This window comes from Maribacter litoralis, assembly GCF_003075045.1.
Lineage (GTDB): Bacteria > Bacteroidota > Bacteroidia > Flavobacteriales > Flavobacteriaceae > Maribacter > Maribacter litoralis.
In genome coordinates this window covers 153,550-177,854 of sequence record NZ_QCZD01000005.1, presented here as the reverse complement: position 1 = coordinate 177,854, position 24,305 = coordinate 153,550, and the positions used below count along the sequence as shown (strand labels likewise).

Here is a 24,305-nt window from a genome sequence, read left to right as displayed (position 1 = left end):
CGTCATTAATAAATGATTATGTTTTACTGAGGTATAATAGTATTCATATAATTTTAATAAATTTAGTTCAGTAACATATTTATAAAGCAAGTACTTATATATGTACTTTTTTTATATCAGTAAGTTCTTTTTTTTCTCTAAAATTCCCCCAGAGCATTTAAAAAAATTAATCAGAATTTAATCGTAAAACATAGATTATCTGATTAATACAATCTTTAACTACACTAAAGATTACTTGAACACGTTTTTAAATCAGTGATGATTCGCAAATTTAAAAATGTTATTAATTGTAAAATTGCAGGAATATGAGCAACACAAATCAACTTTATCTTCTATTTGAAGAAGCTGCCAGATTATATCCAGATAATAGCTGCTTAATTAATAATGATCTTATACTTACTTATAAAGAGGCTGAACAAAAAATTGCAGATGTATGCCATTTTATTGAACAGATTGCTAAAGATGAAAAATATATTGGCGTATCTACCACTAGAGGTGTTGAACAGATCATTTTTGTACTTGCAATATTAAAGTCAGGTAAAGCATACTTACCAATTGATTTTAAGTATCCTAAAAAACGACTAGATAGTATAATCACCAATTCAAAACTTACTTACTGCCTAACTACTGATACCGATAAAACGGTTGCCAAGGCAAACGGTCTTACTCCTATTCTATTTAGTTCTAGCAAAAAAATTACGCCTAAAAAGAACACCACTTCTACTGCCAATAATTTAGATACCTATATATTATATACTTCTGGTTCAACTGGTGAACCCAAAGGAGTTTGTATGGGAGAAAATGCCTTGTTAAATCTAATTAGCTGGCAGAATAAAAATTCAATTAACAAAAATGGCTCACGAACGTTACAGTTCGCTCCTTTAAGTTTTGATGTTTCTTTTCAAGAGATTATGGCAACGCTTAGCAATGGCGGTACGCTTGTACTCATTAATGAAGAACTACGGTTAGACATGGTTGCACTAATAAAGCTAATAGAAGAGCAATCTATAAACCGACTTTTTCTTCCGTTCGTAGCATTACAGGCTCTTGCTGAAGCAGCTGTTAGCATTAAGGTTTTTCCTTCTAGTTTAAATGAGATTATGACCGCTGGTGAGCAATTAAAAATTACTTCACAAATAAGAACGTTTTTTAAAGCACTAAACGATTGTACTTTATACAATCAATATGGCCCTACAGAATGTCATGTAGTCACTGAATTAAAATTAGAAGGAGACCCCGAACATTGGCCAGCTCTTCCAAATATTGGCAAGCCAATAGAAAATACAACTATTTACATTTTAGATAAATACCAACAGAAAGTTCAAAATGGTGTAACAGGAGAACTCTGTATAACCGGTATTTGCCTAGCAGAAGGATATTTAGGTAAACCCGAGCTTACGAAAGAAAAATTTTCAAATCTAAAAATTTCTGACTCTACCGAAATTAAAATATATAGAACTGGTGATATCGCACGCTATTTACCTGATGGTAATATTGAGTTTCTTGGTCGTGAAGATGAGCAAGTAAAGATTAGCGGCCACAGAATAGAACTTGGCGAGGTGGAACTTGCACTTAATAAATTACCAAGTATAACCCAGGCAGTAGTGGTTGCTAGTACACATTTCTCTGAGCAAGCACAACTTATTGCTTATCTAAAATCTAATGACACCGCTCAAGACAGCCCTAATTTTAGAGAGCAAGTTAGTGACGCCTTACCTGAGTATATGTTACCCTCCTATTTTATATGGGTAGATGAATTTCCAAAGACTTCTAGCGGAAAAGTAAACAAAAAAGAATTACCACTTCCTCAATACAAGAGACCCACCACGGCACCTGTATATAAAAAACCAGCTACTGATGTACAAAAAAACATAGTACAAGTTTGGTCTAATATTTTACGTATTTCTAAAATCGGAATATTAGATAACTTTTTTGAAATGGGAGGCACTTCTCTCCTAGCCCAAAAAACCGTACTGACATTAAGACAACATTATAATTACGATATTCCTATCATAAAATTGTATCAGTACCCTACCATATTAGAGCTGTCAACATTTTTAAACCCTAAAGAAAATACAAAAAACAAACTGGTCTCGAAGAAAAAAAGAAACTTATCTTCAACCGCGGTTGCCGTTATTGGAATGGCCGGGCGTTTTCCTGGTGCAAACTCAATTCAAGAACTATGGGACGTGTTGAGAGATGGAAAAGAAACTATTACATTCTTCAACAAAGAAGAATTGGATGCAAGTATACCCAACAGCCTTATTAACGACCCACTATATGTTCCTGCCCGCGGCATAATACCCAAATCAAAAGAATTTGATGCTTCTTTTTTTGGATTGAATCCAAAGAGCGCTGAAGCTATGGATCCACAGCAACGAATATTTTTAGAAATCGCTTGGGAAGTTCTAGAACAAACAGGGCATTTACCTTCTCATTATGATGGAAAAATAGGTGTCTATGCAGGCACAGGTATGAATACCTATTATAAAAACAATATTCTTCCGAACAAAAAAGTAATGGATAGAATAGGCAGCTTTCTTACAGATACTTTCAACGAGAAAGATTATATCGCTTCAAGAATTGCATATCAACTAAATCTAAAAGGACCTGCTGTAAGTGTTCATTCTGCTTGTTCTACCTCTTCGCTAGCAATTGCCCAAGCAGTAGAAGCCATTAGAAGTGGCCAATGTGATGTTGCTTTGGCTGGAGGCTCAAGTATAACTGCTCCAATTCATGCCGGGCATTTATATCAAGAAGGATCAATAATGAGTCCTGACGGGCATTGCAGACCTTTTGACGAAAACGCTAAAGGGACCATATTTAGTGATGGTGCGGGGGTTTTATTACTTAAACGATTAGAAGATGCTGAGCATGATGGCGATACAATCCATGCTTTAATTAGCGGTGTTGGTATAAATAATGACGGTGGTAACAAAGGAAGTTTTACCGCACCAAGTACTGAAGGTCAAGCCGATGCTATTTCATTAGCGCTTTCTGATGCTAAAGTGAACCCATCAGAAATAAGTTATGTAGAAACACATGGCACTGCAACACCTGTAGGAGACCCTATTGAAATCGAAGGGCTAAAAATGGCCTTTGGCGAACAAGAAAAGCAAGGATTTTGTGCTATTGGCTCAATAAAAAGTAATATGGGACATCTTACAGGTGCAGCGGGAGTATCGGGTGTTATAAAGACCATTTTAGCTTTGAAAAACCAACAAATTCCAGCATCATTAGGTTTTGAAAAACCAAACCCCTCCATTGATTTTGAAAACAGCCCCTTTTATGTCAACAACAAATTAAGTCCATGGAATTCTAAAAGCTTAAGAAAAGCCGGAGTCAGTTCTTTTGGAGTTGGCGGTACCAACGTACATATTATCGTCGAAGAATATGAAAATGAAAAAATAAAATCCAATGCAATAAGACCCTTACAGTTGCTTATGTGGTCTGCAAAATCAGAGCATAGTGCAATTGGCTATCAAAAAGCTCTTGGTGAATATGTAGATCCACTTTCAAACATGAAGCTTTCAGATATTGCACATTCATTAAATAGAACAAGAGCGGAATTTGCATACAGAAGTTTTGCTATTGCCAATACCCTGGTTGAGGCAAAAGAAATCTTATTATCTGACAATCACAAACAGGTAAAGACAAATGAACTAAAGATAGATCCCAGTGAATTGGCTTTTCTATTTCCAGGACAAGGTTCACAATATCTTCAAATGGGGAAATCGCTCTATAAAGAAGAAGTAGTTTTTAAAAAAGCGGTAGATCGGTGTGCCAAAATTTTAAAAAACAATCTGAAATTAGATATTAAAGATATCATATACCCAAAGGACAATTCTGCCCAAGCAGAAAAAAAATTAAAGGATACCAAGTATACCCAACCAGCATTATTTGTTGTGGAGTATGCCCTTGCACAATTATGGATGAGTTGGGGCATAAAACCCACTTTACTTTGTGGCCATAGTATTGGAGAATTCGTAGCTGCGCATTTAGCTGGAATCTTGAGTTTAGAAGATGCTCTACAGCTTATTACCATGCGCGGTAAGTTAGTAAGTGAACTACCAGGTGGCAGTATGCTTTCTGTCCGTTCAACTATTGATGATATCAAAAATTTAATACCCAATGAACTATCTATTGCAGCTATAAATTCTGATCGTTTAATTGTAATATCAGGTCCAGACAATGCTATTGAGAATTTCTCAACGGTATTACATAACAAAAATATTGCCAATAAATTGTTATTAACTAGTCACGCCTTTCATTCAACAATGATGGATCCTGTACTAGATGTATTCGAAGCTGAAGTAAAAAAAGTAAGTCTTAGTCTTCCGCGTATACCAATTGTTTCAACAGTAACCGGTACATGGCTGACTGATGAAGAAGCTACGAGTTTTACCTATTGGACAAATCACTTGAGAGCAGCCGTGAATTTTTCAGGTGCTATGGAAACTGTTCTAAGGTTAGAAGATACGGTGTTATTAGAGGTAGGGCCTGGACGTGCCCTTTCTACTTTATCTATGCAAAAAAAAGGTTTAAAACCATTGGCAGCCATAGCAAGTTTACCCTTACCCAAAGAAAATAAAAACGCCCACCACGCTGTATTAGCTGCCCTAGGTGACTTATGGCTCACTGGCATTACTCCTGATTGGGCATCGTTTTATGGCAATCAAATTAGTAAAAAAGTAGCGTTGCCAGCTTATGTATTTGATCGTAAACCCTGTTGGATAGCACCTGTTACCGTAGAACGAGAAATTAAAACTATACAAACCAAACAACAAATAAACACAGACCGTCAACCTCAAGAAACCAATCACAATACCAAACATACGTTTATGAGAAAGCCCGTAATTCTAAAGAAAATATCAGAAATCGTAGAAAATAATTCTGGAATTGAAATTGAACCTAGTGAATTTAAATTAAGCTTTTTAGAACTTGGACTAGACTCTCTCGTCTTAACCCAAATGGCTATAAATTTAAAAAACGAATTTAATACCCCTATTACTTTCAGACAATTAAATGATGATCTTGAATCACCAGATTTGTTAGCTGAACATTTAGATAAAACTTTACCTAAAGAGCTTCTGGCACCAGCACCACTAGCAGAACCAACAACTGAGCATGTACAAGCTACCGCCAACCACACAACATCGTTTAATGCTGCTCCTCAGAATTTGAATACGATAGCAGCACCAAATCAAAATACTGCATTAGGTCTTATTGCGCAGCAAATACAACTTTTAGGTCAACAAATACAGTTAATTCAGACTAGTGGCAATGCTGGTAACCAAGTTACAGCAGATCAAGCAAATACCGCTACAGAAAAAAATACTCCCCCCACATCCCCCACCCCGCGCTCTACCGCTGATGATACGCTATCTGATGATGAAAAAAAAGAACACCAAAAACCATTTGGAGCTACACCCAGAATAGAAAAACAATCAGACAACCTTAGTAGTTCCCAAAAAGATTTTTTGGAAAACTTAATTATCAGCTATAACAAAAAAACGGAGAGCAGCAAAGCCTATTCCCAAAAGCATCGCCACCACATGTCTGATCCTAGAGTGGTTTCGGGTTTTAAACCACTCACCAAAGAATTGGTCTACCCTATTGTTGTAAATAAGTCTCTTGGCAGCCGTCTTTGGGATATTGATGGCAACGAATACCTTGATGTATTAAATAGTTTTGGTGCATGCCTTTTTGGTCATCAACCCAATTTTATAAAAGAAGCAATCCATAAGCAAGTTGAACTAGGGTTTGAAGTTGGACCTCAACATCCTTTAGCCGGGGAAGTTTGTGAATTGCTTTGTGAATTTACCGGGCAAGATCGTGCCGCTCTTTGTAACACGGGTTCTGAAGCCGTATTAGGGGCTATGCGAATTGCGAGAACCGTGACAGGGCGTTCATTAATAGTCGCATTTACCACCTCTTACCATGGTATTAATGATGAAGTTATTGTTAGAGGTTCTAAAAAATTAAAATCTTTTCCTGCCGCATCTGGTATTTTACCAGAAGCAGTACAAAATATGTTGATATTGGATTATGGAACAGATGAAAGTTTGGCCATTATTAAAGAACGTGCACATGAGATTGCTGCAGTTCTGGTGGAGCCGGTACAAAGCCGTAGACCAGACTTTAGACCTATAGAGTTCTTGAAAGAAGTAAGAAAAATTACTACGGCATCTGAGTCCGTTTTAATTTTCGATGAAATTATTACAGGTTTTAGAACGCATCCTGGTGGTGCTCAGTCACTTTTTGGAATTAAGGCAGATATAGGCACATACGGAAAAGTAATTGGGGGAGGTATTTCTATTGGGGCAATAATAGGAAACAAAAGATGTATGGATGCGCTTGATGGAGGCCATTGGCAGTATGGTGATGACTCATTCCCAGAAGCAGGAGTCACCTATTTTGCAGGCACATTTGTACGCCATCCACTTGCTTTAGCTACATGCAAAGCTTCATTATTACATATGAAAGAAAAAGGGGAAGCCCTACAAGATGAATTGGCAAGAAAGACCGAACATTTTGCCCATGAAATCAATTCATATTTTGAATTGAAAAATCTTCCCATGAAAATAATGTTCTATCGTTCTTTATGGAAATTAAAATTAGAAGAAGAAATACCATATGCGGAATTGTTCTTTGTATTGATGCGTGAAAAAGGCATCCACATTTGGGATGGTTTTCCATGTTATATGACTGAAGCGTACAAAGAAGAAGATTTGCTGCATTTAATAAAAACCAGTAAAGAATGTATCAATGAACTTATATCCGCAGGATTTTTAAAATCTGAACCAAGCCATCGTTCTAATGAAAAAAATCAAAAATCGCTTACAAAAGAATTGAATCAACCACCAGTGCCAGGTGCTCGGTTAGGTATGGATGAATCAGGCAATCCTGCTTGGTTTATTGAAGATAAAGATAAGATCGGGCAATATGTTCAAATTGATTTGTAAAATATATTACAGCATCCATTTTTAAGGAAAATCTTATAAGATTAATGAAATGATCAAGAGCATAACTAAACAAAACCGAGCAGTGACTTATAATCCATTTTCAGGACCAACTATTGAAAAAGTCATACATACTACCGCTTCGCAGGCAGAAATATGGATTGGTTGTACTTTAGGCGGAGCAGATGCAAATAGAGGGTATAACGAATCTGTTTCGCTTATTTTAAAAGGTATATTAAATAAAAATGCCTTAGAACAAGCTATTCAACACTTAATTAAAAGGCACGAAGCACTTCGATCAACTTTTAGTACGGATGGTCTGTTTATGATTATCTTCAATAAGATTCAAATAGTACCGGTTTATGAAGATTTTTCTAGCTTTTCAACTATAACAAAGAAAAATAAGGTTTCTAATTATTTATCGGCAGATGCAAATCACATATTTAACCTAGCAGAAGGTCCCTTAATTAAAGTTGGTATACTAAAGTTATCTGAATTAGAACATCAGCTTATCATTACCGCACATCATATTATTTGTGATGGCTGGTCTATGGGTATTATTCTTCAAGATATTGGAGGTTTTTATTCTGCGACCATTACCAACACCCCCCATACGCTCCCAACAGCAAATGATTTTAGTTCGTATGCCGATCAGCAACAAGAATTTATTGATAGTGAAGATTTTATAACGACCCAAAAATATTGGCTAGACCACTATAAAAGTTCAGTTCCAAAAGTTACTTTACCTACTGATTTTCCACGACCAAAGATCAGAACTTTCAAAAGTAATCGTTTAGATTTTCCAATAAATTATGACTTAGTCAATGATTTAAAAAAAGTTGGAATACAATCTAGAGCAAGTTTTGTGGCTACACTTATGACCGCCTTTGAGGTTTTTCTGTATTATCAGACAGGTCAAAACGATTTGGTTATAGGTTTATCTGCCGCCGGGCAATCTTTAAGTGGCAAAAATCAGTTGGTAGGCCATTGTGTTAGCTTACTTCCATTACGTAGTAAAATAACACCAGAAACTCCGTTTAACACGTATTTAAAGCAAAGAAAAGATGAAATATTTGATGCGTATGAACATCAACAATTTAGCTTTGGTCAATTACTTGAAAAACTAAATGTTCAACGAGATCTCTCACGAGTACCACTGGTACCCGTTACTTTCAATATTGATATGGGTATGGCCAATGATGTAATCTTTGAGGGATTAACGTATAGGCTAAAAAGCAACCCAAGAGCCTTTGAAACATTTGAACTTTTTTTAAATGCTACCGGAACAGAAGAAGAACTCATCTTAGAATGGTCTTATAATGCTTCTCTTTTTAAACCTAAAACAATAGAGCAAATGATGCTCTTGTTTAAAGAGATACTTCATAGTATAATAGAAAACCCAGCTAAGGAGATTGGCGCTATTTTAAACCTTGATAAAACAAATTTTATACAGCAGAACGGTATAGACCTATCTTCTGCAAAGGAAACGGTTGAAAAAACGAACGCTTCGACAAGTACAAGTTTTACTGATTCAACAGAAAATGAAACCGTTGTAGAGGCATTCTTAGCACAGGTAAAACAATCACCTAACGATACGGCAATAGTATTTGGATCTAAAAAAATTACATACCAAGAATTAGATACGTTATCTAACCAGTTTTCAAATTACATTGTCAACACCCATAATGTCATGGTCAATGATATCGTTGGCATTATGCTAGAGCAAAGCGAATGGGTAATTGTATGTGTTTTAGGTATATTAAAATCTGGAGCGGCATACGTACCTATAGCCCCCAATTATCCTGAAAAAAGGAAAAATTATATCATCAGTGATAGTCAATGTAAAATTACAATTAACGCTGATTTTTTAACCAATTTTATAAAAGTAATAGATCATATTACGCCTAATTTAAACCCTTCTATTAAGATTCTTCCACAGAGTCTATGTTATGTGATATATACCTCTGGCACCACAGGTAATCCCAAAGGTGTAATGAATGAACATAGAAGTTTGTTCAACTATTTAATAAGCAGCTTAAATTATATTGATAAAAACTCAAATACATCTGGGTGTTTTGCACATCTATCCTTATCGTTTGATGCTAGCATAACAGAAATTTTTCTACCGTTAATAAGCGGTAAACGTTTGGTTATCACTACTGGTAATGGATTAGATGTTTTTGAAGATAGTAATCTTTTTAAATATGCTCCCTATGATTTTATTAAGTTGACACCTTCACATATCTCCATATTTACTGCTGTATTAAAGAATATTTCCGATAAGAATATAGCTACTAAATATATTATAGGAGGTGAAGCTCTTTACGATCATCATATCAATAATTTTAAAACCTTGGGTATAGATGCTTTAATTGTCAATGAATATGGCCCTACAGAAGCTACAGTGGGTTGTTGTATTAAAGAAATTCATACTTCATATTCCTCAGACTCAAATGAAAGTATCTCTATAGGTTTACCGATATCCAATACTCAAATGTATATATTGGATGAAAACCTAGAGGAATTGCCCATAGGCGATATTGGTGAACTCTATATTGCCGGGAAAGGTCTTGCTAGAGGGTATTTAAATCGTCCAGAATTAACAAAAGAACGATTTGTTACCGATGTGTTCAACAAAGTTGAGCGTATGTATCGTTCAGGAGATCGTGCAAAATGGCTCCCAAATGGAGAAATTGCCTTTATTGGGCGCGTTGACGACCAAGTAAAGGTCAGAGGATATCGAATTGAACTAAGCGAAATTGAAAGTGTATTAAATTCTTTACCAGGCATAAAACAATCCGTGGTAGTGACCAGTAAACACCTTGCCGGTGATATAAGTTTAGTTGCTTATTTACTACCAACCAAAGATAAATTTGACTCAAATACGGTAAGAAATCAGCTTAAGAAAATAATGCCAGAGTTTCAAATTCCCTCAACCATGATGTGGGTAGAGCAATTTTCTTTAACCACTAATGGAAAAATAGACAAAACAAACCTACCGCGTCCAGAATATGTGCGTTCAGATGCTAGTACAGCCTTTAAAACCCCACAAACAACACTTGAAAAAAATATAGCCAATGTTTGGAGTGAAATGCTTCAAGTACCTGATATTGCTATTAACGATAATTTTTTTGAAATGGGGGGATCCTCATTAATGGCTCAAAGAGTAATAGGTTTATTGAGAAAAAAAATAAACAAAGAAATACCATTAATTAAAATATTTCAACATCCTACAATTGCTCAGCTTGCTGAATTTCTAGGTGATGATACAAAGGTAGATCATGAAAATGAAACCATTTCTAAACTAGAAAAATCAACTGTTACAGCGGCCATACGAAATTTTAACGATCAAGAGCCACGCACTACTGATAATCTAAATAAGACCACAAAATTAGAAATCCAAACCACAAAAGCACAATCTGAAATATTGACCGACAGTTTTTTTGGAGGTGATGATGCAAAAAAAGCGTATAATATTTCGCTCTCTTTTAAATTTGTTGGCACATTGAAGTATGATGCTGTAGAGCAGGCCATAGTATCTTTAATCGAACGCCACGAATCATTAAGATCATCATTTAGTGAAGACCTTAATTTGATGCATATTTATACAGATATACATGTAGATATTTTATTTTATGACATTACAGATCAGTCAGAAACCGAGCAGCAAAAGACTAGGTTATCTTTAATTAACAAGGATGTTAATTATCTTTTCGATTTGGTCAATGGTCCTTTATTAAAATTTAGTTTAATTAAAATAAATGAACATGAACATGAATTGATACTTTTAGTAAATCATGCTGTTTGCGATGGTTTAAGTATTAACATTATACTAGAAGAACTAAGTGAGCTCTATACTGCTTTTGCTCAAGGTAAAGAATTAAATTTAAACGAACCCGACGCTTTCAGTGTATTCGCTACTAAAGAAAATGAATATGCAGAAAGCGACGCTTATAATCGTTCGGTAAATTTTTGGTTAAATATGTATAAGGATTCTATTCCAAAACTTGAATTACCCATAGATTTTCCAAGACCAGAATTACGAACCTATAACAATCACCATTTAGATTTTCAATTAGATAATAGCATTTTAAATGCATTAAAACTAATTGGCAATAGTAGTGACTCTAGTATGTTCACTAGTGTAGTTACTACATTAATAGCCGCATTTGAAGTCTTTTTATACCAACAAACAGGTCAAAATGATTTGGTTTTAGGTCTTACAAGTTCTAGGCGGGCCAATTACGATATGATGCAAATGATTGGTCATTCTGTCAATTTATTACCGCTTCGTAGTAAACTTGACCCAAAAATAAATTTCAAAACGTATTTAAAACAGCGAAATACGCAGTTATTTGATGCATACGAAAACCAATCAATTAGTTTTGGTCATCTTCTAAGAAAACTCTCTGTACCAAGAGATGCCACAAGGGTTCCTTTGGTTCCTGTAATTATAAATATTCAGTTAGATGATGATTTGGAAAGTAAACATTCATTTTACGATTTAAAAACGGATATAATTTATAATGAAAATACGTATAGGACCTTTGAAATTGAATTACAGGTTTTTATGTCTAACGAAAGGCCATGTTTTCGTTGGAGGTACAATACAACACTCTTTAAACCAGAAACTATAGAACGGATGATGACTTCTTTTAAAGAAGTTTTAAATGCTATAATTGCTAATCCAAATTTAGAAATAGGGAGTATTATACAAATAGATACTGCTGCTTATTTAGAACTAAACGATACCGCTGCAATTTATCCGCAATTACCGTTACATGAGTTAATTGCACAACAATGTAAAATAGTCCCTTCAAAAAAAGCGATTAAATTTGGAGAATCTGACATTTCGTACGGGGATCTTGAAAAACAAATTCACCAAATAGCTCATTTTTTAAAACAACAAGGTGTACAACCTGGAGATTTTGTAGCGGTATCTTTACCACGCTCTATTGAATTGATTACAATTCTACTTGCCATAATGGAAAGTGGAGCAGCGTATCTTCCATTAGACCCTAACTATCCTAGTAAAAGACTGGAGTTTATGTTAGAAGATTCTGGATCTAAATACTTGATTACAACAGATACCTCTTCTTTACCTATAAATGCTAACATAACACGTTTATTGGTCTCCTCTATTTTTTCAGATTTGTCAACATATTCGTGTACACCAGTAAATACTAAAATTAGTATTAACCAAATAGCGTATATTTTATACACCTCTGGTTCAACAGGTAAACCAAAAGGGGTTACAGTTACACATAAAAATTTGGTAAATCTATTATACAGTATTTTAGAAAAACCTGGTGTTCAAAATACGGATAAAGTAATTTCAATAACCTCTATATCTTTTGATATTGCCGGTTTTGAACTTTATGCTTCCTTACTCAAAGGAGCACAATTGATTTTAACAGACGAAGAAACATCTAAGGACCCCAGATTATTACTAGAAGTACTAGAAACTGAAGAAATCACCTTGATGGAGGCAACACCTGCAACTTGGCAAATGTTAATAGACGTAGGTTGGAAAAATCATTTACCGCTAAAAGCTTTTTGTACAGGTGAAGCTTTACCTATGGCTTTAGCAAAAAACATTTTGAGTAAGGTCAATGAGTTATGGAATCTTTATGGACCTACAGAAACAACCATTTGGTCTTCCATAAAAAAGATCAATAACACAGATGATGTGGTAACTATTGGAAAGCCCATAGCCAACACACAATTGTACATAATGAACCAGCAGGAGCTATTGGTAGCACCTGGGAGAATAGGAGAATTATGTATTGCAGGAGATGGCGTTGCCCAAGGATATTGGAAACGACAAGAACTCACGAATGAAAAATTCATAAAAAACCCTTTTGAAACGGAAATAGGTCCTGTGCTATACCGTACAGGAGATTTGGCTAAATTACTGCCATCTGGTGAAGTACAATGTCTTGGTCGTATAGATCACCAGATAAAAATAAGAGGACAACGGGTAGAACTAGGTGAAATAGAAGAATCATTAGATGCTTTAGACGGTGTTCAATCTTCCGTGGTTTTACTACATGAAGATCGACTGATCGCCTACCTAATGGTACCAGCTCCGCTAATTGATCATAACAACAAAATTAATGAATGGAAAGAAACGCTACGAGAGCAACTTCCACCACATATGGTACCCCATTTATTTCATATCGTTAAAGATTTCCCCATTACCCTTAATGGTAAAATAGATCGAAAAAGCTTACTAAAACTTTTACCCAGGGAAACCGCATCTAAACCATTTACTACACCTACTACACCATCTGAGAAAGTTATAGTTGCCATTTGGCAAAAATGTCTGGGATTAGAGAAAATAGACATCAATAGCGATTTTTTTGAACTTGGCGGACATTCCGTTATTGCTGTTAGGGTAATGAAACTCTTAGAAGATGAGACAGGTTATAGGTTACCCCTTGTTGCTTTACTAAAACATCCAACAATTAGAAAGCTAGCTACTTATATGGATAATGAGTTTGTGACCTGGAACTCATTAGTACCACTACAACCAAATGGAAATAAACCTCCATTGTACATTGTTCATGGAGCACATCATAATGTACTTATATTTAATGAACTAGCCAAAAACATGGATAAAGAACAGCCTGTTTATGGATTACAGGCCAGAGGTTTGGATGGTATTTCTGAACCGCATGAATCTATGCACGATATGGCAAGAGATTATATAAAAGAAATTCTAATTACCAATCCAGATGGTCCGTTCTGTTTAGCAGGATTTTCCCTAGGTGGTACTATTGCTTTTGAAATGGCCAGGCAACTCAGAGCACAAAATAAAAAAGTGAAGGTTGTTGCGGAGTTTGATACCTATGTTTTTCCTGATTATTATTTTAAAAATCCCCTAAAAAAGAAAATTGTAGGTATAGGTTACGACCTTACGAAAGTAGGCTTTGTATTACTGAATATGTTTACTAGTAAAAAGAATTTTAAGCGTAGAACTGGCTTATTCAAGCTTCGTATTAAGGGTATATTTTTACGTTTAAAATATGGCAAAGAAAAGCAACATGAAATGCAGTTTCATAGAAATATAAAAATGGAACAAAACCATTTAAAGGCTACGGGAAATTATCATATTCAACCTCAAGATATTGTTATTGATTTATTTAAGGCAGAGGAAGAAATTAACTTAGTACATGATAGAAAATATTTAGGATGGAAGAAAATCGCCACAAAAGGAATAAGAAGACATATGGTTCCAGGCAATCACATTGATATGTTTGACAAAGGTAATGTTGAAGTATTTGCCGCAAAATTGCAATACGTATTAGATAATCATAACTTAGAAGGTGAATAGCAAACTATTTTGTGGATCTGTAAAAATTACGTGTGTACATACCAAATCATATATTCACGAGCATTCTGCCGTGAAAATTTATAAAATACACCTGCCATCTAACTATACTAATATTTCAATTTTAAAAAAACACCTTACTATTGCTGAGCTTAAAAGAAGCGAACGTTATCATTTTCAACAAGATAGAGACAGGTTTATAATCTGTAGAGCATTCCTAAAGTTGTTATTATCAGATCATTTAGATTTAGATTCAAATAAAATAGTTATAGCCACGGATGAAAACAAAAAGCCGTTTTTACCATCACATCCAAAAGTATTTTTTAATGTTTCCCATACCTTAGAATATGGTTTAATAGCTATTTCCCAATATCCTGTTGGTATTGACGTTGAATATATAGATAGAAAAATGAACCATTTAGAGACTGCATCCCTTCTTTTTAAAACTAATGATCTAAATATATTAGATAGTTCAAACGATAAAATACGCTTATTTTTTACTTATTGGACTCGTAAAGAGTCTATTGTAAAAGCCACTGGGAGAGGTATTGATGATAATCTTATAAATATTCCTGTTAGGGACGGCAAGCATTTAATAAATGCTAACTTAATAAAAAATGGTACTGCTCTATCAGTGTATAGTTTTGAGGTAGATGATCATCATATTGGCTCTATTGCAATGAAATTTACAGAAGAGGCTATTCAACAATTATTTTTCTTACCACTTCCTTCAGTCTGAAATTAATATTTCAAATAAAGTTCCAATAACCGTTTAACTTCATTAGTTTATATCACAAACTTTAAAATAGAAATAGAAATAGAAATAGAAATAGAACATATAAATTATATTCTAAATTGCCTATTACTTATTATCCAATTTAGCTTCTATTTTTTTTAAATATCCTAAAAAACTACTTACAACTTTAATTTTAAGTAAGTTATTGATGGTGTTTACGCCAAGCATCAATTTTACTTTTCTACGAACTATAGAAAAAGCGGGCAACCAAGAGCCACTAAAATGATGAATGGTGTAGGTATTCTCAGTCTTATGAATTTGACCGGATTCCACATCTTTTGGACTAAAGTAGTCAAATGGAAATAAGAAAAACTTACTCTCATCCTTAATTAAATTCTCCACTTCATTTACTTGTGAAGAACTCATTAACACTATCTCTCTTACCGTATTCAATTGTAACTTTAGAATTGTGGGTAAAATTTTAAGGTCATAACTGCCATCTTCTTTTATAAAAGATTTGTTGTCATAATATTTTAAACAAGTTGCAATCCAACCTGAATTTTTCTCAACCCCAATAATTGCCGATTCCATAATTCCAGTATGTTCTAAACCTGCAAAATATGGTAAATGTAATAAATCATCGAATTTTTTAAGAATCTGAACATCTGTATCTAAATAAATACCCCCATAAGTATACATGGCATACAACCTAGCGACATCTGAAGTAAAAGCATATTTTTTCTTTTCAAAAGCCTCCTTTGCAAAAGGCCATTCTTCTAAATTAAAACTACTATTATCCCAAAGCATAAATTCATAATCAGGAAGCATAGTTTTCCACGAAGCAATATTTCTTTTTAATTCTTTTGGTAGACCTTTACCGTTACTAAACCAACAATAATGAATAATTTTAGGTATCATAAAACATTGCTATTACTTAAAAAATTACTAATTACGAACTTAACATAAAACAATTTAACTTTTCAATTTAATCGATAAAATTATATTTAATATAGATAATTTAATTACTCTATTTTAATAATATCGAAGATCATCTTTTTTAATTAACCCGATATAATTAAGAATCTCCTTAAAAGTAGAATAGCTAAAAAATTACCTGTAATTGGTCTCAAAAAATCGGTTGATATATTATTCAATAATACATAGAAATTATAATAAAAATAAAAGCTAAATAGCATACAATTAATAACTTAAAAAGTTAGCCAAATAAATTATTTTGCTATTAACATCAACTTTATTAGAGGAAATAAATGACTGAATTCACAAAAGTATTTAAGAAGGAATAAAAACGCATAATCCAATCAATTAAAGAATATTATAATTGAACCTTTAATAGCCTTTACACTTACTTATTTAATTCGACTCAACTAATTATAAAATATTTATATAAAAACAAAAAGCTAAACAATATTGCTATTGTTCAGCTCAAATGTTAAAAAAAACTATTTAATAATCTATGTCAAAATTAATTAACTGATTATAGTACTACTGAATTATTAAACGTTTAGAAACCGGTTCATTATTGTTGAACATTAACGTAATAACATAAACTTCATTTCTATAAGAATTAGTAGGTATTCTTAGTTTACCATCTTGTAAGACCTCTGTTACCATGAATTGCCTAATTAACCTACCTGCACTATCATGCATCATAACCCCTATGATTTCATCCACATTAAAATTCTCCTTCATAATAACCTCAACGTAATCAATTGAAGGATTGGGAGCTAATATAAAATCAAAAGAAGGCTGTTCCAAAACAATATTTTCTTCTGTAACAGTAATAGTTATGGTCGTCGAGTTCGTAAGACCATCGGTATCCGTTACCGTTAATTCCACTTCATAGGTTCCAACACTGTCAAAGGTATGGACAGGATTCGCATCGGAGGATACTGTTCCATCCTTGAAATCCCACAAGTAATCCACGATACCGACATCATCGGTAGACTGGTCTCCCGTAAAGCTTACTTCTAAAGGAACTTCACCTTCCGCAATATCCGAGGTCGCTACCGCTACAGGTGCTCCGTTTACCGGGCTAACAGTAATAGTTATGGTCGTCGAGTTCGTAAGACCATCGGCATCCGTTACCGTTAATTCCACTTCATAGGTTCCAACACTGTCAAAGGTATGGACAGGATTCGCATCGGAGGATACTGTTCCATCCTTGAAATCCCACAAGTAATCCACGATACCGACATCATCGGTAGACTGGTCTCCCGTAAAGCTTACTTCTAAAGGAACTTCACCTTCCGCAATATCCGAGGTCGCTACCGCTACAGGTGCTCCGTTTACCGGGCTAACAGTAATAGTTATGGTCGTCGAGTTCGTAAGACCATCGGCATCCGTTACCGTTAATTCCACTTCATAGGTTCCAACACTGTCAAAGGTATGGACAGGATTCGCATCGGAGGATACTGTTCCATCCTTGAAATCCCACAAGTAATCCACGATACCGACATCATCGGTAGACTGGTCTCCCGTAAAGCTTACTTCTAAAGGAACTTCACCTTCCGTAATATCCGAGGTCGCTACCGCTACAGGTGCTCCGTTTACGATAATCTCTATTTCCTCACTTCTATCTTGAAAACCATCTCCATCAGTTACTGTTAAACTAACATTATAAACACCCCCCACTAGAAATTCATAATTTGGATTGACATCAGTAGTTGTATCGCCATTGCCAAAATCCCAAAGGTATGCTACAATATCATTTTTGTCATCTGTAGATGTATTACCTGTAAACTGAATTTCTAAAGGTGCATTTCCTGAATTAATATCAGCAGAAGCAATAGCTTCTGGTGGAAAACCAGTAGGCAAAAATTGCCATTTAAAGAAATCTGTATCTCCATTTATATCGGCAATCAGATTTCCATCAGGTTCAACTGTCAAATAATTAGACGTTGAAAGAGCACTAATTATAGAATATGAACCATCACCTAAAGAAGCAATTTCAAAATGTTGAGCTATGTTTGTATTACCATTATTCGCAATATATGACCATATATTTGTACCTGGATCAGTACTTCCATATTGATTATCTAAATATAAATCTCGCCCCATAGCATCTTGTTGTGTAAGTCTTATACTATAAAGTCCATTTCCTTCAGCTATCAATTCAAAATGTTGATACTCTGAAGCATCATAAGTATCGGTTAGCATATTTACTTGCCAAGATATATCTCCTGCATCTGGCATAATATTTTTTTGATTACCCACATTACGTATCTGATAAATTCCTGGTAAAGGAGCACTATTGGCGCCTTCATCATTATCATAATTAAGACCAGACACGCTATCCCCTAAGCCTGAACTATATAAAGGGTCATTAAAAGGTGCAGCCACTACAGCCTCTATGGTAAAATCTTGAATACCATCAATAGCGTCATCATTTTCTCCTGTTACGGTAACAATTTGTGGAACATTCCACGTTGCATCCGTAAAAACAAGTTGGTTTTTATCTAAACTTACTTCACCAACTCCCTCTATAATTTGTAAATCAATAGTAACAGTAGCCGTAGGTTGTGTTTTTAGCTCAACCGTAAAGGTATCAGATAAACCATCTTCACTTGTAATTATAAGATCTTGACTAACTGCAATACCCGTATTACCTAATGCAGTAATATCTTCAAAACGCCATTTATATTTATCGCTGCCATTATCCACATCTACCAACATGTTTCCGGTATCATCAATACCCAAATAATACCCGGCCAATTCACTTACAATGTGATAGGTATTTTCACCCGCATCCTCAATCGCCCACAGTTGAGGCGTAGAGCCGTCAAAAGTAAATTGCCAAACATTAGTACCTGGATTGGCAATACCTAACTCTACGTCCATAACTTTACCACTATGAACCGCTTCAATTGAATAAAGGCCATTTTCCCTATATACCAATTCAAATTGTTGGTATTCATCGCCTTGATAGAGACCTTGAGCTATGTTCACCCGATTATCTGTACCGGCATCAACGACCTGTGCTGATAAGTTACTATTTACATTTATTATTCTATAAATACCTGGTGCAGGAGGAGCTCCGATACCACCATCATTATCTTCATTATAGCCCATTAAATTTTCAATAAAGCCAGCATAAGCAGTATCACTTCGTGTATTATCTATTGCTATTTCTATATTATAAAACTGAACTCCATCAACGTCATCATCATTTAAACCTGTTACCGTTACCATTTGTGGTGTTTGCCAATTAGTTGTAGTAAAGGTAAATTCTGTTTCTGAAAGAGAAACTTCATTTACAGCATCTACTTCAATAAGTACTACCACATCAGCAGCAGGTGCAGATTTTAAAGCTATGCTAAAATCATCGGTTGTACCATCTTCTGAAGTTATCATTTGGTCCCCTTGCACGTCTATCCCTATTTCAAATGGTGCATAGGTGGGTAAAAATTTCCATTTATACTTATCGCTACCATCATCCGTACCTACAATCACATTACCGTTTGGCTCAACACTTAAAAAGTTACCGTTAAATCTTGATATTATAAAAAAGGTATTATCACCTGCATCGACTATTTCCCATTGTTGAGGCGCAGAGCCATTATCTGACCATTGCCATACGTTTACCCCCAAACCTTCACCAAAACCAGCAACATCCATGTATCTGTTACTGCTTACAGCTTTAAATCTGTAGTAACCTGCTTCACCTGCATCCTCGAACGCCCAATGTTGGTAATCCAAGCCTTCATAGCCGCCTTCTTGTACATTTACTCCTGTATCATTACTATTCTCGGCCAATTGTAATGTGGCATTTGTTTCATAATTTACTAATCTATAAGTATCCAAACCAGGAGTGGGTGCTATGGGGTCCATCCCATTTATCCATTGCTGTAACATTGCAACACCCTCTTCATCTATTTGATTTTTCGCCAATGGAGGCATCATAATTCCTGCCGTAGTATTATTTACTCTAGCATAAATATGTGATTTAGCAGCATCACCTGGCAATAAAATCTTTTGATCATCACCTAAAGAAGGAATAGTTTGGTTAACTCCTGCTGTTAATAACCCCGTTTGAGCCAAGGAATTAAACAACCTAAGATCAAAATTTGCACGATTTCCTGTTGCAGGCTGATGACAATACGCACAATTGTTATCTAAATAGGTTCGAGCCTTTTCTTCCAGTGTACCGTTTGGATCATTTAATGCAACATGTTTCAAATATCCAGGGGTATCTGTATCAGAAATCACCTCATCTAAAATACCTAGCGCACTAAGGGTAACCAATTGATTACCGACAGTCCCTCCTTTTTCGCCATAATCGAAATCCTTATTCAATGAGCGTGTTCTAGGTCCCAATGTCCCTCCTAATGCTGGGTCATGACAAGTAATACATTCTGTATTGGAAGGATAATGCCAAACGACATCACGTGTTCCATTTCCTGTATCTACCTCAATGGTTTCGTCATCTCCTAATTCCATATTAACTAAATCAGCATCAGTTTGATCTTCTCTCCATTTATATGTTAAATAGTAGAACTGACCATCAGTCCCTTTGATTGAAAAACGCGTTTCTACTTTACGGGTTATTGAAGGGTCTGTATCATCAACAGGGTAGTCAAAGTGTTTTATTATAACTGTACCTATGGGAAATTGCCAATCACCATTCTCCGACCACTGAATTTTTTCTTCTGGCAAATCATGAGAACCATCGTTTGGAATGGCCATCCAGCGCTTTTTCGATGCTCCATCTGACCAAAAAGGATCTATCATTTCATAAGGCAAATAACCACTAGATACTGTAAGGTTTGACAAATCTGTAAAAGCACCTGTTTGAGATAGTGTTAGCGGTGCACCACCTTGATTAAGAGATGTTGTAAGCTTATAAAGTTTAACACCGGCACCATAACTTAAAATATAAAGTTCACCTTGCTGATCTTGACCAAAAGAAACTGGAGGAGCAGGTGTAAATTCACCTAAAAGCTGTTTACTTCCATTATTAATATCAACCTGCCAAATTTCATTTCCTGGTCCATAATCAGCACAAATATATTTACCTTGTAGACTTGGAATATCAGTTCCTCTATATACATAACCTCCTATAATAGAACTAGCTTCAGAACGTTGAAATTCTACTAAAGGTAGCTCGTGAGGCATATCATTATATAATTCTGTCACGCAAGAGGTGTTTGGTCCCATTGTTGCCTCATATACCGGCCAACCATAATTTTTCCCTGCAGAAAGAACATTTATTTCCTCATGAGTAACTTCACCAACTTCTCCAATATAAAAAACCCCTGTATCCCTGTCTTTTGTCATACGGTGCGGATTACGGTGCCCCATAGAATAATACTCCTCAAAAGTATCACCAAATTGACTAGGAAAAGGATTGTCATTCGGTATAAAATATTCAATTCCTGAAAACTCATCAGAATCACCGGCTCCTGGTGATGCAAGGGTCCTAATGGGCGCATGACTTGTAATTGGATTTTTATCCACATCAATTCTTAAAACTCCGCCATCTAAATTTTCGGCAATATCTTGTGCATTTACATAAGCTGCTTGATCACCTGTAGAAAGATATAAATACCCATCGTCACCAAATTCCATACCTCCACCTCGGTGAGTAGTATTGTACATACGCCTTTTAATCATGGGCACCCTAGAACCAGTAACAAAAGTGAGATTACTAGGTTCAACCTCAAACCTTTCTAACAACAAATAATTATCATGAAAAGTTTCGACACCACAAGAAAAACCATCAGGATCATTCAAGGTGTTATCTCCTGATTCTGAAACACTTGTATAATAGATAAAAAAATAATCTTTACCTACTCCTGTTCCAAATTGCGGATGAATAGAAAGTCCTAAAAAACCGCCATCCCAAACAACACCTACTTCATTAGAAAGGTCAATCACAAGATTCTTATCTGTTGTATTATCAACATTATCAAACCAAAAAACTTTACCATCCCTTTGTCCAATAACAATTTTATTTTGACCCGGAACAATATTAAAATTGAGAGGAGTATCAAAATCTAAATTTGGAAAAGCCACTTCATATGGGTCAGTTGCCGTTCCATCTTGAGAGAAATTTGAATCAACAAGCAAGTTAAAAGGTTCCGGGTTAGTTAGACCCGGTCCTAAAAACATAGGTCCAAAGCTCATAACCAACACAGCTGAACCTACTACACTTATTGTTATAAATAACTTTTTAATTGAATTTATCTTTGTTAAGTAATTTTTCTTCATCTGTCGCAGATTAGTATTTAGTGGTATGCAATATTCCCTACAAAAAAAAACGAAAATGCGTAAGCAAAATATTAATATCGTTCAAATTCATATATATACGTTTAATAAACTTGTTTTAAAGCACACAAAACGTTAGTTAAAATTAAAAACGCACACGAAAAAATTGATTTAATACAATATAACTATTTGAATTGCGTTTTTAGTCTTGAAAAGGAGGAATGGCAGAGTGGTCTAATGCAAATAACAATGAATTTTGTTATTAAGGTTAACGCCTTCGAGGGTTCGAATCCCTTCTTCCTCCGCTAAAAAAGCCCGTTAAACGGGCTTTTTTTTATCTTTACATCTTCATGAAGCAACACAAAATAAAAGGCAAATGAACGAACAAATAAATGAGTTCAACTAATTTAAAACGTTCACTGCCCTTTTTAATATTAATTTTATCAACCTTACTTTAAAAGTATTACTAAAATGTCAATCAAAATAGCGTTTATTGGTGCTGGTATAGCAACAAGTTATACATTAATTCCGTTTTTGGATAATTTTGAAAAAGAAGAAAACGGTGCTACCATTAAGCTTACCATAATAGACAAAAGCACTGATTTTTTTAAAGGTATGCCTTATGGAGATCGTTCAGGTAAATCTGTATTGCTTATACAAGATTTAAAGAATTTCATTACAGAACCCCATAGAACTCATTTTAAAAATTGGTTAGACAATAATATCACTGAATTGGCAAAACAATTCAGTGAAAGTGGAGGAGATTATGCCACTAAATGGGTAGAAATCAACAAACCCCTCTATAGTGAAGGGCATTGGGATGATTTATATATACCAAGATTCTTTTTTGGAAAATATATAAAGCAAGAAGTACAGTCCCGTATTAAAAAGCTAAGTAACATAAATAGGCTACACGTAACTTATATACAAAAAGAAGTACTTAGCGTTAGTAAAAAAAGTTCTGAATTTACAATTGCCTTTGAAGACAATTCTGAAATCATTTCTGAAAAAGTTATTCTTGCAATTGGTTCCCTACCCTATAAAAAACTACACAAGCCAAACTTAGAAGACAACCACGCTTCTCTCTACATTAAAGAGCCTTATGGTTTAGGTATGGAGCAAAACATGGAAAAGATCGCTAGTTTCTTACATGCTAGAAAAGAACTAGGTTTACCTACAAAAATCGCCGTATTAGGGGCAAATGCCAGCGGCCTAGAGATGATTTATAAAATCTGCGATAAATTCCCGCTTACCGAATACGATACCACATTTAAGACATTGTCTTCTCACGGCATTATGCCCGACGGCTTTTTTGATGAGGAAAAAGCAAAAAAATTCAATGCTGTCCACCTACAGGCTTTGGAAAATGAACCATTATTAATGGCTAATCAAATTGCCGAGGCAGCTCATAAAGATATTGATGAAGCGGAAAAATTAGATATAGGTGCCGCTACCACGGTACGTATTATTTCTAAGGGTTTTGGCAGTTTACTACCTAAGTTAAGTCATGATGAGCTTTTAAACTTTGCTTGTTTTCACGGCAATCAAATAGGCAGAAGGCAACGCTGTGCCGGTCAACATTACCTGTCAGTTGTTGATGAACTTTCAAGTCTAAAGAGATTTAACCATATTAAGGGTAGATTTAAGGATCTTACTAATGATGATAACGGTTTATCTCTCCTTTACACCGGCAATAATTCAACTGAAACTGAAGAATATTCCGAAAGTTTTAATATTGTAATTAATTGCCTTGGAAGCGTTGACTTATCATCTGAAGATTTATCTCCGTTTTTGAAAAGTCTTATCAGTAATGGTTTATGTGAGCCAAACCCTTCTAAAATTGGTTTTAAAATAGATGAAAATATGCAAGCTTCTGAAAACCTATACCTTGCAGGACCACTATTAGCAGGCAATCAGATCAATGATAAAATATTCTGGCATTTAGAACATTGTGCTAGAATAATCTGGTCAAGTTCCGTTTTATCCCAAAAATTATTAAAAAATATGAATTAATGTTGGAAAATATTTATTTTTAGACTCCTTTTTATTT

General features: G+C 34.9%; 6 protein-coding genes and 1 tRNA gene. 5 read left to right on the top strand and 2 right to left on the bottom strand.

Features of this window, described 5'->3' with window-relative positions; genetic code table 11:
* Positions 1–305: 305 nt before the first annotated feature.
* Genes DCS95_RS17565 through DCS95_RS17555 form a run of 3 tightly spaced genes read left to right on the top strand, consistent with a single transcriptional unit; the run spans position 306 to position 15,034 of the window.
* Complete coding sequence (locus tag DCS95_RS17565) at positions 306–6,965, top strand: polyketide synthase (protein WP_116772101.1); 6,660 nt, start codon at positions 306–308, stop codon at positions 6,963–6,965.
* A 49-nt stretch (positions 6,966–7,014) separates the two neighbouring features.
* A complete protein-coding gene (locus DCS95_RS17560; RefSeq protein WP_116772100.1) occupies positions 7,015–14,298 on the top strand; it encodes a non-ribosomal peptide synthetase in 7,284 nt (2,427 codons plus the stop codon).
* Positions 14,291–15,034 carry a 4'-phosphopantetheinyl transferase family protein gene (locus DCS95_RS17555; protein WP_116772099.1) on the top strand — a complete coding sequence of 248 codons (744 nt, stop codon included), beginning with the start codon at positions 14,291–14,293 and terminating at the stop codon, positions 15,032–15,034. The genes DCS95_RS17560 and DCS95_RS17555 overlap by 8 nt, the downstream gene beginning before the upstream one ends.
* Before the next feature lie 123 nt (positions 15,035–15,157).
* On the opposite strand, the gene DCS95_RS17550 is transcribed toward DCS95_RS17555, so the two are convergent.
* Complete coding sequence (locus DCS95_RS17550) at positions 15,158–15,949, bottom strand: glycosyltransferase family 32 protein (RefSeq protein WP_116772098.1); 792 nt, start codon at positions 15,947–15,949, stop codon at positions 15,158–15,160.
* 585 nt (positions 15,950–16,534) lie between these two features.
* The gene (locus DCS95_RS17545) at positions 16,535–22,258 is read right to left on the bottom strand and encodes a PKD domain-containing protein (protein ID WP_116772097.1); all 5,724 of its coding nucleotides are present in this window, start codon (positions 22,256–22,258) and stop codon (positions 16,535–16,537) included.
* A gap of 212 nt (positions 22,259–22,470) precedes the next feature.
* Between DCS95_RS17545 and DCS95_RS20320 the strand changes: the two genes are divergently transcribed.
* Positions 22,471–22,560 (top strand) — tRNA-His (locus DCS95_RS20320).
* A gap of 166 nt (positions 22,561–22,726) precedes the next feature.
* The gene (locus DCS95_RS17540) at positions 22,727–24,268 is read left to right on the top strand and encodes an FAD/NAD(P)-binding protein (RefSeq protein ID WP_116772096.1); all 1,542 of its coding nucleotides are present in this window, start codon (positions 22,727–22,729) and stop codon (positions 24,266–24,268) included.
* Positions 24,269–24,305 lie beyond the last annotated feature (37 nt).

Bases quoted from the DNA above. Each gene is read 5' to 3' on its own strand.
- DCS95_RS17560 (WP_116772100.1), top strand. From the start codon at position 7,015: ATGATCAAGAGCATAACTAAACAAAACCGAGCAGTGACTTATAATCCA.
- DCS95_RS17545 (WP_116772097.1), bottom strand. From the start codon at position 22,258: ATGAAGAAAAATTACTTAACAAAGATAAATTCAATTAAAAAGTTATTT.
- DCS95_RS17550 (WP_116772098.1), bottom strand. From the start codon at position 15,949: ATGATACCTAAAATTATTCATTATTGTTGGTTTAGTAACGGTAAAGGT.
- DCS95_RS17565 (WP_116772101.1), top strand. From the start codon at position 306: ATGAGCAACACAAATCAACTTTATCTTCTATTTGAAGAAGCTGCCAGA.
- DCS95_RS17540 (WP_116772096.1), top strand. From the start codon at position 22,727: ATGTCAATCAAAATAGCGTTTATTGGTGCTGGTATAGCAACAAGTTAT.